Here is a 13,551-nt window from a genome sequence, read left to right as displayed (position 1 = left end):
CAGGTTGGCCAATGTGGGGTCCTTCTCAGCGAGGCGGCGCCACTCGGCAGGGGTCGGCGAGCGTTCGGGAGCAGGAGTGGGGCGTTCGGTCATCGGTTGCCCTCCTCGGGCTGGGCGCTGGTATGGCAGTCGCAGGCGCATCTCCACCGCATCGCCACGGTGCCGCAGACGGTGGTGGTCCCCGGTCCGTGGCAGTATGCGTGCGCTTTGGGCCAGTCCTGCGTCTTGGCGACGCGGCACTCCGGGGTGGTGTACGGCGCGCTCACCGTGCCTACATCGCCCGCGCGTTGGCCGCGTCTTCCAGTGCGGCCTGGAGTGCGGCGGCATCAGTCGTCCAGACACCGCCTCCGGGGCTGACTCTCCAGTGAGGGCCGGGACCCGACACGCGGCAAGACGGCGGCAGTGCGAGGTACCCGACGACATCGAGCGGCCGGGTGCCGGGGACATCCCAGGTGGGAACGTTCGCAGGGCTGATGAACCAGTGGAGGGCTCCGTCTTGGTCGAGGACCGGGCCGGATCGAGCACCAAGGATGCCGATGGCGGACAGGCCGACGCTCCGGGGAACGCGGATCGCGGCCCATGTGGCGGGGGCGGGAACGGTCCTGTTCGGTGTACGCATCGCGGCTCCTCGGTTTCGGTGACGAGTAATGAGCATTGCCGTGCATGGCACGCAAAACGAGGGCTTGCAGGGGACTCTTGTGCGCACAAAAGAGGACTTTCGTCCGCCGCTTCGGGTGAAGTGTGGTTACTGAGAGGGTGTGCCGTGACACTGGGCGGGATGAGTCTCACAGGAGGATCAGCGTGCCACCGACGTTCAGCAACACCCGCTTGAAGTCCGCCCGGTTGGCGGCCGGCTACCATTCCCAGCAGGCACTCGCCGACGTGCTGGGCGTCGGAGTCCGCCAGGTGCGCCGCTGGGAGGCCGCTGCTCCGCCGTGGCCGCACCCCGATATGCAGCAAGCTCTCACCCGCGTGCTCGGCCAGGATCTCGATGCGCTGGGGTTCACGCCGCCGGCAGGCATGGACCCCGTTCGGCGGCGCCTCGTCGGTGCAACGGTTGCGGCCGTGGGCCTGGCCGCGGTCCCCTCGCAGGCGGCCGCCGCGATGCAGCCAGCCTCCGTCGCCGCCGACTTTGCTGCTGTGACCCGCTCGCACCGTAGGCTTTACTGGTCCGTCGCGCCGGCCACTCTGCACCCGGCGGCCGTCGCGCATGCCACCCTGGGATGCGCGCTGCTGCCCGAGACCGCAGGGCAAACCCGTATCACGGTGGCCGAGTCCCTCGCCGAGACGTGGCTGCTGGCCGGGCGTATCGAGTTCTTCGATCTGCGAGAGCCGGACCGAGCGGCCCAGACCTGGTTGCGGGCCTTGCAGGCTGCGGGCGAGGCGGACGATGCGCTGATGGGGGCGGCGATCCTCGCGCACACCGCGTTCATCCCCGCCTGGGTCGGCCGGCGCGACGATGCCGACGAGCGAATGGTGGCCGCTCGGACCTACGCCCGGCGCGGCCCGGCCGGGGCCGAGCTCCTCGCGTGGTTGGACGCCGTCGAAGCCGAGTGCGAGACCCGCTGCGGAAACACCCGGACGGCCCTGAATCTGATCGCTCACGGCGAGGACGTACTGGCTGCGGGCAGCGAGCACGAGTCCCCGGCGTGGCTCGACTGGTTCAGTTCGGTCCGGCTCTCCGCGTTCAAAGGCAACACGCAGTTGAAAGCCGGGCACCTGCCACAGGCGCGCGCCACGCTCCAGCAAGTCCTGGAGCAGTTGCCCGCTTCTGAGGACAAGCAGCGGTCCGTCATCCTCGGCGACCTCGCCGCCGTCGAGGCCGCCGCCGGGCAGCCGGACGCGGCGTCCGCCTATGCCTGCCAGGCTCTCGACCAGTTGGGGGCCACCTGGTACGCCACGGGCATGGACCGGGTCCGGGAGGTCCGCCGGGCCCTGGCCCCGTACCAGCATCAGCAGTGCGTGCGAGACCTCGACGAGCGCCTCTACGGCTGGAGCACCACGGTCAGCGCTCTCGCCCGTTGAACCGCGCCACCAGCGGCGACAGTTCGAGGAGGCTCTCCACCCGGAAGGTGGGGAGCCTCTTCGCCTCCTCGTCGTGCCACTGAATAGTGGCCCACGGGCCACGGTGGACGAGGGCGGTGTGCATGCCCGCGGCGACGGCCGGGCGGAGGTCGTTGTCGATGCGGTCGCCGACGTAGAGGATCTCGCCCGGCTCGGCCGGGACGACCTGGGCGACGCGCTCGAAGAAGAGTGGGTCGGGCTTGCTCGCGCCCCAGTCGTCCGACGTACCGATGAGGTCCACGTCGTTGGTGAACAGGCTTCTCAGAATCCCGCCGGCGCGCACGGTCTGGTTGCCCGCGATGCCCAGCCACAGTCCGTCGGCGCGCAGAGCCTTGAGGGAGTCGCGGACGTCGGGGTACAGGTCGGACTCCCCGAAGTGCTCGGGCTGACCCGCGTCAGCACGCGCATCGCGCTCTGCGTAGAGGTCGAAGCCCGGCCGGAACTCCTGAAACACGTCCCGGTAGTCGCGGCCCTGAGCAATGACGGCGCCGAACATGGCGGCGAAGGTGTGGCGGGGCACGTGAAGCCAGTCCGCCCACGTCCCGTACTCGCGGGTTTCGTCCACCAGGCACTCACCGACATCGAACACCACAGCGCGAATCATGCCGACGATCCTATGCAAGGCCCGGCGGAACGGCTGCCCCTCCTGCCGGGGCGCCCGGCCCCCCCTGAGCGCGTGCGAGGGGCACCGCGCGGCGGCGGTCCCGGACGGACCGGGGACTCGACGACGCGTCCGTGCCCGCCGGCCCCGAACCCAGCAGGGCCCGCAGGTCCTGCCGTGCGGTGCGGGGCTCCCGTGTTCCCGCCTGTTCCAGGAACGATCAAGGCCCGACCTGTTTTCACAGATCGGGCCTTGATCATCAAGGGTGAGTAACGGGACTTGAACCCGCGACATCCTGGACCACAACCAGGTGCTCTACCATCTGAGCTATACCCACCACGCTGGCCGGTGGTTTTCTTACCGGCCGAGAAAAAGTGTACAGGGTCCGAGGGGGTGCTCGCGCACGTGTTTCCCGGGCGCTGTCCACGGGCCCTTCCGGGCCCGTGACCTGCGGGTGTTCCGTCAGTCGCCGGCGGGCAGCACGTGCCGGGCCGCGATCTCCTTGGCGCGGTCCGAGTCCGGGCCGGGCTGCGGTACGAAGATCGCCTCCCGGTAGTAGCGCAGCTCCGCGATGGACTCGCGGATGTCGGCCAGCGCCCGGTGGTTGCCGTTCTTGTCCGGACTGTTGAAGTACGCCCTCGGGTACCAGCGCCGGGCCAGTTCCTTGACCGAGGACACATCGACGATCCGGTAGTGCAGGTAACCCTCCAGGGCCTGCATGTCCCGCGCGAGGAAGCCGCGGTCGGTGCCGACCGAGTTTCCGCACAGCGGGGCCTTGCCCGGCTCCTTCACGTGTTCGCGCACGTACGCGAGGACCTGGGCCTCGGCGTCGGCCAGGGTGGTGCCCCCGGCCAGCTCGTCGAGGAGACCCGAGGTGGTGTGCATCCGCCGCACCACCTCGGGCATGGTCTCCAGGGCCGCGTCCGGCGGGCGGATCACGATGTCCACCCCTTCGCCGAGCACGTTCAGTTCCGAGTCGGTGACCAGTGCGGCCACCTCGATGAGTGCGTCGTCCGCCAACGAGAGCCCGGTCATCTCGCAGTCGATCCACACCATGCGGTCGTTCATGCGCCCACCCTACGGGGCGCTGCGCTGACCCGGCAGTGCCGGGCGTCCGCCCGCATAGGCGTCCGCACCCCCCGCCGGGCCCCCGGCGGCCCGGTCCGGCAGACCCGAGAGCGCCTGCGAGGCGGCGGACACCAGCCCCGCAGGACGCCGCACCGCCGCCGCGCCCTGGGCGGGCACCGGCACCTCGGACTCCGGCACCGCCCCCGGACGACGGGCCCGGTAGGCGGCCCGGTACGCGGCGGGGGAGGAGCCGAGCTGGCGGCGGAAGTGCCCGCGCAGCGCGACCGGCGACCGGAAGCCGCAGCGACCCGCGACCTCGTCCACCGAGTAGTCCGACGTCTCCAGCAGCCGCTGTGCCTGGAGCACCCGCTGGGTGATCAGCCACTGCAGCGGGGCGCTGCCGGTGAGGGAGCGGAACCGCCGGTCGAAGGTGCGCCGGCTCATGTAGGCGCGGGCCGCCAGCGTTTCCACGTCGAACTGCTCGTGCAGGTGCTCCAGCGCCCAGGCCACCACCTCGGCGAGCGGGTCCGAACCGATCTCCTCGGGTAAAGACCTGTCGAGGTAGCGTTCCTGCCCGCCGCTGCGCCGGGGCGGGACGACCAGCCGGCGCGCGAGCGCCCCGGCGGCCTCCGTGCCGTGGTCGGTGCGTACGACGTGCAGGCAGAGGTCGATCCCGGCGGCGGTGCCGGCCGAGGTGAGGACGTCCCCGTCGTCGACGAACAGCTCGCGCGGATCGACGTGCACCGAGGGGTAGCGCTTGGCGAGCGTCGGCGCGTACATCCAGTGGGTGGTGGCGGGGCGGCCGTCCAGCAGCCCGGCGGCCGCGAGCACGAAGGCCCCGGTGCACAGGCCGATGATGCGGGCGCCCTCCTCGTGGGCGCGGCGCAGCGCGTCCAACGCCTCCACCGGGGGCGGGGAGGTGATGGACCGCCAGGCGGGCACCACCACGGTGCCGGCCCTGCTGATCGCCTCCAGGCCGTAGGGCGCGGTGAGTTCGAGCCCGCCGGTGGTGCGCAGCGGTCCTTCCTCGCCCCCGCACACCAGCAGGCGGTAGCGGGGAACCCCGGCGTCCTGCCGGTCGATCCCGAAGACGGAGAGCGGGATCGAGCTCTCGAAGATCGGGCCGCCGCTGAACAGCAGCACGGCGACGACTTCCCGGCGCCGTCGGCCGGTCAGTTTCCGTGCGGCCTCCGTCGCGGCTGCGGAGTCCTGGCTCATGACGCTAAGCCCCCCTCGGTGTTCGCGTCTCCCTGGTCCCTACGGGCCTGTCGCTCCTGCACGTGTCCCCTCGGTCCTGCACGAGTCCCCAGTCCTCGATCTTCAAGATCGAATCTACTGCGTCCGACCGTCCCGAAATGACACGTTCCCCCACCGGCACTATGTCGACAAGGCAACTTGGCGTGAAGCGTTCGATCACGAAGCGTTCCACGCGTGAGCGGCACAGGGAAGTGCGCGCGGCGATCATGGCCCGTCCGTGTCGGGTAAAAGCGTACCGCGCGGTCTCTTCCTGGCAGGTGGCACTGGCGAATGCGGGCCGTATCGCCAAGGTTTCGGCGCAGATGTGAAGTTGGCTGAAAATCAGCGGTTGCGTGCGCCTGATCCGGTCACGCTCCGGCGCACTTCCCCTCGCTCTCCGTCCGCCCCGGTGCGCCCCCCGGCGGACCTCACGAAAGGGCGCGGAGCCCGTACGGCAGGGGTGCTGCCGGTGATGTGGCGTGGACGCGGCGGGGGCGCGCGGGAGTGGCCGGGGGCACGGCGCGGGCCGGCTCCGTCCGCGAAGGCCCCGCCGGCGTGGCGCGGTGGCCAACTCGGAGCGGTCCGGACCGTCCCGAGGTGCGTCCGGGTGTCCCCATGGTCCGTACCACCCCGTACGGAAAAACGGGGCGCGGGGGCGCGAGCGGGGCGCGGTCGCTCGGTGTAATGCCCAACCGGCATTGCCATACGCCTCGCGCTGGGGCATGCTCCCTCCAGCGTCGCCCACGCTTCACGGCGATATGGGCAGGAGAGGCTTGCCGCCGTACCCTTGGGGGTAGGGGGTCGGAAAGATGATTCCCGGACAACAGTCCCCCTGCTCGTTGACGTGTTTCCCCTAGCCGTTCCCTCCTCACGAGGACTCTCTTCGCCGAGACACCGATGGCCGGTCACGAAATTCCCGAACCCGCAGACCGCAAGCAGGTCGCCGACCCCCTGTCGTCGGAACCGCTGACGGCGGAAGACGCACGCCATTCCTGTGATCCGGCCTTCCGGCACGGGGTGGTCGTCGGCTTCGACGGCTCCACGTCCAGCGAGCGCGCCCTCGCCTATGCCATCGGCATGGCGCTGAGGTCCGGCTCGGGTCTGATCATCGTCCACGTCGCCAACCGTCTGCCGACCACCGTCTGGGCGGGCTGCGAGCCGCCCGTCTTCGTCGACGTGCCCGACCACCGCACCGAGGTGCTGGGCCTCGAACTGGCTTGCGCGGACTACCTCTCCGAGGTGCCGTGGGTGCTGGTGGAGCGCGGCGGGGACATCTGCCACGAGTTGGAGGAGGTCGGCCGGGAGTACGCCGCCGACGCCATCGTGGTGGGCTCCACGCACGGCATCGTCGGCCGCATCTTCGGCTCGGTCGCCGGCCGTCTCGCCCGCCGCGCCCAGCGGCCGGTCGTCGTCATCCCCTGACCCCCGACCCGACCCCGCTCCCGCTCCGCCGCGCGTGTGGCCGCGCCGCACGTGCGGACTGACGACCCGTCAGCAGGCGTATTCTTGAACCGGATCGGGCACGCCGCGCGACACACGAGGGTGCGCCGCGCGACCCCCGCCCCGCGACTGCCGGAGCGGGTGCTGCCCCCCGTCCCCAGGGGCAGCACCCGCTCGTCGGTGCCGGGACACGGCCCCGGCGGCCGGGCTACTCGACCGTGACGGACTTCGCGAGGTTCCGCGGCTTGTCGATGTCCCGGCCCAGCGCCAGCGCCGTGTGGTAGGCGAAGAGCTGGAGCGGGATGCCCATCAGGATCGGGTCCAGCTCGTCCTCGTTCTTCGGGACGACGATGGTGTGGTCCGCCTTCTCCTGCACCTGGTGGGCGACCGCCAGGATGCGGCCCCGGCGGGCCTTGATCTCCTCCAGCGCCGCCCGGTTCTTCTCCAGCAGGTCGTCGTCCGGCACGATCGCCACGGTCGGCATCGCGGGCTCGATCAGCGCCAGCGGTCCGTGCTTCAGCTCCGAGGCCGGGTAGGCCTCCGCATGGATGTACGAGACCTCCTTGAGCTTCAGCGACGCCTCGCGGGCCACCGGGTAGCCGCGCACCCGGCCGATGAACATCATCGACTTGGCGTCCGCGTACTCGGCGGCGAGCCGCTTGATCTCGTCCTCGCCCGCCAGGATCTCGCTGATCTGCGCGGGCAGCCTGCGCAGCCCGTCGATGATCCGCTTGCCGTCCGCGACCGACAGGTCCCGGATGCGGCCGAGGTGCAGGGCGAGCAGTGCGAAGGAGACCACCGTGTTGGTGAAGCACTTGGTGGAGACGACGCAGACCTCGGGGCCGGCGTGCACATAGGTGCCGCCGTCCGCCTCGCGGGCGATGGCGGAGCCGACCACGTTGACGATGCCCAGCACCCGGGCGCCCTTGCGCTTGAGCTCCTGGACGGCGGCGAGCACGTCGTAGGTCTCGCCGGACTGCGACACCGCGACGTACAGGGTGTCGGGGTCGACCACCGGGTTGCGGTAGCGGAACTCCGAGGCGGGCTCGGCGTCCGCGGGGATGCGGGCCAGCTCCTCGATGAGCTGCGCGCCGATCTGGCCCGCGTGGTAGGAGGTGCCGCAGCCGAGGATCTTGATCCGGCGCACCCCGCGCGCCTCGCGGGCGTCGAGGTTGAGGCCGCCGAGGTGCACGGTGGAGAACCGGTCGTCGATCCGGCCGCGCAGCGCGCGGTCCACGGCGTCGGCCTGCTCGGAGATCTCCTTGTGCATGTACGTGTCGTGGCCGCCCATGTCGTACGACTCGGCCTCCCACTCCACGGTGGTCGGCGTGGCCGTCGTGGTCGAGCCCTCCGTGGTGTACGTACGGAAGTCGTCGGCCTTCAGGGTGGCCATCTCGCCGTCGTCCAGCGTCACGACCTGGCGGGTGTGGGCGACGAGAGCGGCGACGTCGGAGGCGACGAACATCTCCTTCTCACCGATGCCGAGGACCACCGGCGAGCCGTTGCGGGCCACCACGATCCGGTCGTTGAAGTCGGCGTGCATGACCGCGATGCCGTAGGTGCCCTCGACCGAGCGCAGTGCCTCGCGGACCTTCTCCTCCAGGGTCTCCGCCTGGGCGCGGGCGACCAGGTGGACCAGCACCTCGGTGTCGGTCTCGGAGAGGAAGACGACACCGTCGGCGACGAGCTTGGCCCGCAGCTCGGTGGCGTTGTCGATGATGCCGTTGTGGACGACCGCGACCTTGTTCTCGGCGTCCATGTGCGGGTGGGCGTTCTCGTCGCTCGGCGCGCCGTGCGTGGCCCAGCGGGTGTGGGCGATGCCGGTGGTGCCCGCGAACCGCTTGGGGATGCGGGCCTCCAGCTCACGGACCCGGCCCTTGGCCTTCACCATCTTCAGCACCGCGGGCTTGCCCGCCGCGGGCTTCTGGGTGACGACGATGCCGGCCGAGTCGTACCCCCGGTACTCCAGCCGCTGGAGTCCTTCCAGCAGCAGCGGCGCGACATCGCGCTTACCGATATACCCGACGATTCCGCACATGGATTCTGCCCCTCCATCGACGTACAAGAAATGAGGTGTGCCCGCCCTGTTCCCGGGCGTCCGCCCGGTCGAGGACGCCCGGTCGAGGACGCCCGGCCCCGCCGGCGGCGGCGGACGGTCAGCCGTAGACGATGCGGCGCAGCTGCCGGAGCGAGAGCTCCGGCGGCGCCACCGCCCGGTGCGGCAGTTCGTCCGCGATCCGCTCGAAGATCTCCGCGTTGACCAGGCCGCCGGACTGCAGCTCGCGGTGGCGCCGGCGGACGAAGGCCTCGGTCGTCTCGTCGAAGTACGCCAGCACGTCGAGGATCACCCGGGCCGCCTCACCGCGCGGGAGCGCGGTGGAGCGTACGAGGTGGTCGATGAGGTCGTCGTGAGACGTACGGCGTTCCAGCACCCGTTGATACTGCGTGGTGGCGGCGGGTTGTGCAAGAAATCTGCCCGGAATCGGGCAAACGCTGGGAGAAATGTAGGGCGATCAAGAGGGAACCCGTGCGTGTGGGCGGCGTGCGCCGGGACCGCCCGGTGGGTCGGCGGCGGACTCCGCCGTGCGGGCCTCCCGTCCGCGGCACCGTCCGGGCGGTGGCGGGGGTCCGTGTCCGTGAAGGCCGAAAAGGTCTCCGGGAAGGTCTCCGGGACGGCCCCGCACCGGCCGGATGCGCCTGGGGGCGTCGCTCCCACCGGTCCCACCGGTCACGCCGCTCGCGCGCGACGACGATCCGGGAGGTCCGCGAAAACGCGGGGGGCGTACGGCGCGGTCGGTTCCTCGGCCGGTCCCGGAGCGGTGCGCACGCGGTTCAGGCCACCGGGGCGAGGGCGGCGGCAGCGCGAGGGGGACCCGCGAGGGAGCGTGAGGGTCAAAGCGGCCGGGAGTCGGGCGGTGAACGGCCGCGGTGCGGCCCGGCGGCGGCCCGTGGCCGGTGACTGGACGGTGTGGTGCCGCCCGGTCGGGGGCGTCCGGGGCGCGGGACGCCGCCGGACGCCCCCGTGGGGCCGTCAGGCCGGGAGCCCCAACTCCCTCGCGATCAGCATGCGTTGCACCTCGCTGGTGCCCTCGCCGATCTCCAGGATCTTGGAGTCGCGCCACATGCGGGCGACCGGGTACTCGTTCATGAAGCCGTAACCGCCGTGGATCTGGGTGGCGTCGCGGGCGTTGTCGACGGCCACGGTCGAGGAGTACAGCTTCGCGATGGCCGCCTCCTTCTTGAACGGCTCGCCCGCCACCAGCCGGGAGGCCGCGTCGCGCCAGCCGATCCGGGCCATGTGGGCGCGGGTCTCCATGTCGGCGATCTTGAACTGGATGGCCTGGTTGGCGCCGATCGGGCGGCCGAAGGCGTGCCGCTGGCCCGCGTACTTCACCGACTCGTCCACGCAGCCCTGGGCGAGGCCGGTGGCCAGCGCGGAGATCGCGATGCGGCCCTCGTCGAGGATGCGCAGGAACTGGGCGTAGCCGCGGCCCTCCTCGCCCAGCAGGTTGGCGCGGGGGACCCGGACGTCCGAGAAGGACAGTTCGCGGGTGTCGGAGGCGTTCCAGCCGACCTTGGAGTACGGGGCGGCGACCGTGAAACCGGGCGTGCCGGCGGGAACGATGATCGCGGAGATGCGCGGGGAGCCGTTCTCCTTGCGGCCGGTCACCGCCGTGACGGTCACCAACTCCGTGATGTCCGTGCCCGAGTTGGTGATGAAGCACTTGGAGCCGTTGACGATCCACTCGTCGGTGGCCTCGTCCAGGACCGCCGTCGTGCGGGTGCCGCCGGCGTCGGAGCCGCCGTCCGGCTCGGTGAGTCCGAACGCGCCCAGCGCCTCGCCCGCACAGAGCTTCGGCAGCCACTGACGCTTCTGCTCCTCGGTGCCGAACAGGTGGACCGGCATGGCGCCCAGCGAGACGCCGGCCTCCAGGGTGATCGCCACCGAGGAGTCGACCCGGGCCAGCTCCTCCAGGGCGATCCCGAGGGCCAGGTAGTCGCCGCCCATGCCGCCGTACTCCTCCGGGAACGGCAGCCCGAACAGGCCCATCCGGCCCATCTCGCGCACGATCTCGTACGGGAACTCGTGGCGCTCGTAGTAGTCGCCGATCTTCGGGGCGACCACGTCGTGGGCGAACGCCTCGACGGTGCGCCGCAGTTCCTCGTGCTCGGCGGTCAGCCGGTGGTCCAGGGCCATGGTCAGTGCTCCTCGTGGGACGGGGTCCGCGGGGGCGCCGGGTCGGTGCTCCCCGCGAGGGCGCGAACGGTGCGGGACGGGCTCGGCCGCCCCAGTTCCCCGGCGAGCCACACGCTGGTGGCGGTGAGCGCGGCGAGGTCGACTCCGGTCCCGATGCCGAGACCGTCGAGCATCCACACGAGATCCTCGGTGGCGAGATTGCCGGTCGCGCTCTTCGCGTACGGGCAGCCGCCGAGGCCGCCCGCCGACGCGTCGACGGTGGTCACCCCCTGCTGGAGCGCCGCCAGCGTGTTGGAGAGCGCCTGACCGTAGGTGTCGTGGAAGTGCACGCCGATCACGGAGACCGGCACGCCCGCCTCCGTGAGGGCGGTGAGCAGGGCCCGTACGTGGCCGGGGGTGGCGACGCCGATGGTGTCGCCGAGGGACAGCTCGTCGCAGCCGAGGTCCTTCAGCGCCTTGGCGACGCGGACCACCCGCGCCAGGGGGACCGCACCCTCCCAAGGGTCGCCGAAGCACATGGAGAGGTAGCCGCGCACGTGCGCCCCGGCGTCCTTGGCGCGGGCCACGACCGGCTCGAACATCAGGAGCGACTCGTCGACGGTCCGGTTCAGGTTGCGGGCGGCGAACGTCTCGGTGGCCGAGCCGAACACCGCGACGGACCGGGCGCCGAGCGCCAGCGCCCGGTCCAGGCCGCGCTCGTTCGGCACCAGGACGGGCAGCGAGACCCCGCCGATGTCGCCGAGCAGCGGGTACAGCCGCTCCGCGTCGGCCAGTTGGGGCACCCACTTCGGATGCACGAAGCTGGTCGCCTCGATCGTGGTGAGGCCGGCCGCCGCCAGCCGGTGGACGAACTCCGCCTTCACCTCCGTCGGGACGGTGGTCTTCTCGTTCTGCAACCCGTCCCGCGGTCCCACCTCGTGGATGCGGACCCGCGCGGGCAGGTCCGGCGCGGGGACGGTCATGGGCAGGTCGCGCGGTCCGTCGCTCATGCGTGCTCCCCGGAGGCGGCCGCGGGCGTCACCACGGCCAGGATCTGGTCCATGGCGACGGTGGCGCCCGCCGTGACGTCGAGTTCGGTGACGGTTCCGGCGTGCGGGGCGGAGATGACGTGCTCCATCTTCATCGCCTCCACCACCAGCAGGCTCTGGCCGGCCTCCACGTCGTCCCCGACGGCCACCTTCACCACCGTGACCGTGCCCGGCATCGGGGCGGCCAGCGTGTCGGCCCCGGCGCGGGCCGCCCCGCCGAGCGCGGCGGCCACCGGGTCGTGGTCCTGGACGTGCCAGGTGTCGCCGTCCCGGCCGAGCCAGGCCCCGGACCGGTGGAACCGGTGGGTCAGGCCGTCGAGCGCGACGCTCACCCCGTCCGGCGCGACCACCGCTCCGGGCGGCGCCTGCCGCACCACCGGCTCCCGCCCCGGCACCCGCAGCGGAAAGGACGGGAGGACGGGGACGCCGCCGGTGCGCCAGCCGTTCGGTACGGAGAACGGGTCGGTCCACCCGGAGGCGTCCGGGACCGGCGCCAGCGCGTCCCCGCGCACCGCGGCCGCCGCCGCGTACACCTCCTCGGGCACCTCGGGGTCGACCAGGCCGTCCGCCTCGCGTTCCACCAGGCCGGTGTCCAGTTCGCCGGCCACGACCGCGGGGTGCGCCAGCAGGCGGCGCAGGAAGCCCGCGTTGGTCGGCACGCCGAGGATCACGGTGTCCGCGAGGGCCGCCCGCAGCCGCCGCAGCGCGGTCTCCCGGTCCGGCCCGTGGGCGATCACCTTCGACAGCATCGGGTCGTACAGGCTGCCGACCTCCGCGCCCTCGCTCAGCCCGGAGTCGGTCCGCACGCCGTCGCCGGACGGCTCACGCAGCGCGAGGACCGTGCCGCCGGACGGCAGGAAGCCGCGGACCGGATCCTCGGCGCACACCCGCGCCTCCACCGCGTGCCCGCTGAAGGAGATGTCCTCCTGCGCGAACGGCAGCCGCTCCCCGGCCGCGACCCGTAGTTGCCACTCCACCAGGTCGATCCCGGTGACCAGTTCGGTGACCGGGTGCTCGACCTGGAGGCGGGTGTTCATCTCCATGAAGCAGTAGGCGGACGGGTCGCCGCCCGGCACGATGAACTCGACCGTGCCCGCGCCGGTGTACCCGCAGGAGCGCGCCGCGCGCACCGCCGCCTCGCCCATCGCCGCCCGGGTCGCCGGGTCCAGCAGGACGGACGGAGCCTCCTCGACGATCTTCTGGTGGCGGCGCTGCAGCGAGCACTCGCGCTCCCCGAGGTGCACCACGCCGCCGTGCCCGTCGGCCAGCACCTGGATCTCGATGTGGCGCGGCCGCTCGATCCACCGCTCCACCAGCAGGGTGTCGTCGCCGAAGGACGCCGTCGCCTCCCGCCGGGCCGCCGCGATCTCGTCCGCGAGCAGCGCCTCGTCGTGCACCAGCCGCATGCCCTTGCCGCCGCCGCCCGCGGACGGCTTGAGCAGCACCGGCATGCCGATGGCGCGGGCCGCCCCGACGAGCTGCCCGTCGGTCAGGCCGCTGCCCGAGGAGCCGGGGACCACCGGGACACCGGCCGCCGCGACGGTCTCCTTGGCCCGGATCTTGTCGCCCATCAGCGCGATGGCGGGGGCGGGCGGCCCGATGAAGACCAGCCCCGCCTCGGCACAGGCCCGCGCGAACCCGGCGTTCTCGGCGAGGAACCCGTATCCCGGGTGGACGGCCTCGGCGCCGGTGCGGCGGGCCGCCTCCAGCAGCGCCGGGACCGACAGGTAGCTGTGCGCGGCGGGCGCCGGCCCGATCCGCACCGCGGTGTCGGCCTCCCGTACGTGCCGGGCGCCGGCGTCCGCGTCGCTGTACACGGCGACCGACCGGACGGCGAGCGCGCGCAGGGTCCTCACCACCCGTACGGCGATCTCGCCGCGGTTGGCGACCAGAACAGTGCTGAACATGGAAGTCCT

Annotated in this window: 11 protein-coding genes and 1 tRNA gene; 3 read left to right on the top strand and 9 right to left on the bottom strand. The window is 72.1% G+C overall.

Going from position 1 to position 13,551, the window contains the following annotated elements; genetic code table 11:
• The first annotated feature begins 801 nt into the window (after positions 1-801).
• A complete protein-coding gene (locus Q0994_RS01155) occupies positions 802-2,025 on the top strand; it encodes a helix-turn-helix transcriptional regulator (protein WP_299527677.1) in 1,224 nt (407 codons plus the stop codon).
• Here Q0994_RS01155 and Q0994_RS01150 read toward each other — a convergent pair.
• The 4 genes from Q0994_RS01150 to Q0994_RS01135 form a co-directional block, all read right to left on the bottom strand.
• On the bottom strand, positions 2,006-2,668 hold the full coding sequence (locus tag Q0994_RS01150; RefSeq protein WP_299527675.1) for an HAD family hydrolase: 663 nt from the start codon (positions 2,666-2,668) through the stop codon (positions 2,006-2,008). The two genes, Q0994_RS01155 and Q0994_RS01150, sit on opposite strands and share 20 nt — an antisense overlap.
• A gap of 261 nt (positions 2,669-2,929) precedes the next feature.
• Positions 2,930-3,002: transfer RNA gene (locus Q0994_RS01145), tRNA-His, on the bottom strand.
• A gap of 125 nt (positions 3,003-3,127) precedes the next feature.
• Positions 3,128-3,733: an oligoribonuclease gene (gene orn / locus Q0994_RS01140; RefSeq protein ID WP_299527673.1), complete on the bottom strand. Its 606-nt coding sequence runs from the start codon at positions 3,731-3,733 to the stop codon at positions 3,128-3,130.
• A gap of 9 nt (positions 3,734-3,742) precedes the next feature.
• Positions 3,743-4,951: a helix-turn-helix domain-containing protein gene (locus tag Q0994_RS01135; protein WP_299527671.1), complete on the bottom strand. Its 1,209-nt coding sequence runs from the start codon at positions 4,949-4,951 to the stop codon at positions 3,743-3,745.
• Between the two features lie 182 nt (positions 4,952-5,133).
• Here Q0994_RS01135 and Q0994_RS01130 point away from each other — a divergent pair, with 182 nt between their 5' ends.
• Entirely contained in the window at positions 5,134-5,298 is a 165-nt protein-coding gene (locus Q0994_RS01130; protein WP_299527669.1) for a hypothetical protein, read from the top strand.
• A 568-nt stretch (positions 5,299-5,866) separates the two neighbouring features.
• Positions 5,867-6,391 (top strand): universal stress protein, encoded by a 525-nt coding sequence (locus tag Q0994_RS01125; RefSeq protein WP_299527667.1) that lies wholly within the window; start codon positions 5,867-5,869, stop codon positions 6,389-6,391.
• Between the two features lie 226 nt (positions 6,392-6,617).
• On the opposite strand, the gene glmS is transcribed toward Q0994_RS01125, so the two are convergent.
• The 5 genes from glmS to Q0994_RS01100 form a co-directional block, all read right to left on the bottom strand.
• Positions 6,618-8,447 carry a glutamine--fructose-6-phosphate transaminase (isomerizing) gene (gene glmS / locus Q0994_RS01120; protein WP_299527665.1) on the bottom strand — a complete coding sequence of 610 codons (1,830 nt, stop codon included), beginning with the start codon at positions 8,445-8,447 and terminating at the stop codon, positions 6,618-6,620.
• A gap of 118 nt (positions 8,448-8,565) precedes the next feature.
• Positions 8,566-8,841, bottom strand: coding sequence for a hypothetical protein (locus Q0994_RS01115; RefSeq protein WP_299527663.1), 276 nt, complete (start codon positions 8,839-8,841; stop codon positions 8,566-8,568).
• A 599-nt stretch (positions 8,842-9,440) separates the two neighbouring features.
• Positions 9,441-10,607, bottom strand: coding sequence for an acyl-CoA dehydrogenase family protein (locus Q0994_RS01110; protein WP_299527662.1), 1,167 nt, complete (start codon positions 10,605-10,607; stop codon positions 9,441-9,443).
• Positions 10,608-10,609: 2 nt separating this feature from the next.
• Entirely contained in the window at positions 10,610-11,569 is a 960-nt protein-coding gene (locus tag Q0994_RS01105) for a hydroxymethylglutaryl-CoA lyase (protein ID WP_299528125.1), read from the bottom strand.
• Between the two features lie 23 nt (positions 11,570-11,592).
• Positions 11,593-13,542 carry a biotin carboxylase N-terminal domain-containing protein gene (locus Q0994_RS01100; protein WP_299527660.1) on the bottom strand — a complete coding sequence of 650 codons (1,950 nt, stop codon included), beginning with the start codon at positions 13,540-13,542 and terminating at the stop codon, positions 11,593-11,595.
• Positions 13,543-13,551 lie beyond the last annotated feature (9 nt).

Origin of the sequence: uncultured Streptomyces sp., from assembly GCF_947488945.1 — a bacterium.
Taxonomy (GTDB): Bacteria; Actinomycetota; Actinomycetes; order Streptomycetales; family Streptomycetaceae; genus Streptomyces.
Note: the sequence above shows the minus strand (reverse complement) of the source record. Positions and strands in the feature narration are given on the sequence as shown.

What these genes read in the sequence shown, in the direction of transcription:
- glmS (WP_299527665.1), bottom strand. Translation starts at nt 8,447, where the DNA reads ATGTGCGGAATCGTCGGGTATATCGGTAAGCGCGATGTCGCGCCGCTG.
- Q0994_RS01105 (WP_299528125.1), bottom strand. Translation starts at nt 11,569, where the DNA reads ATGACCGTCCCCGCGCCGGACCTGCCCGCGCGGGTCCGCATCCACGAG.
- Q0994_RS01110 (WP_299527662.1), bottom strand. Translation starts at nt 10,607, where the DNA reads ATGGCCCTGGACCACCGGCTGACCGCCGAGCACGAGGAACTGCGGCGC.
- Q0994_RS01100 (WP_299527660.1), bottom strand. Translation starts at nt 13,542, where the DNA reads ATGTTCAGCACTGTTCTGGTCGCCAACCGCGGCGAGATCGCCGTACGG.
- Q0994_RS01125 (WP_299527667.1), top strand. Translation starts at nt 5,867, where the DNA reads ATGGCCGGTCACGAAATTCCCGAACCCGCAGACCGCAAGCAGGTCGCC.
- Q0994_RS01135 (WP_299527671.1), bottom strand. Translation starts at nt 4,951, where the DNA reads ATGAGCCAGGACTCCGCAGCCGCGACGGAGGCCGCACGGAAACTGACC.
- Q0994_RS01150 (WP_299527675.1), bottom strand. Translation starts at nt 2,668, where the DNA reads ATGATTCGCGCTGTGGTGTTCGATGTCGGTGAGTGCCTGGTGGACGAA.
- orn (WP_299527673.1), bottom strand. Translation starts at nt 3,733, where the DNA reads ATGAACGACCGCATGGTGTGGATCGACTGCGAGATGACCGGGCTCTCG.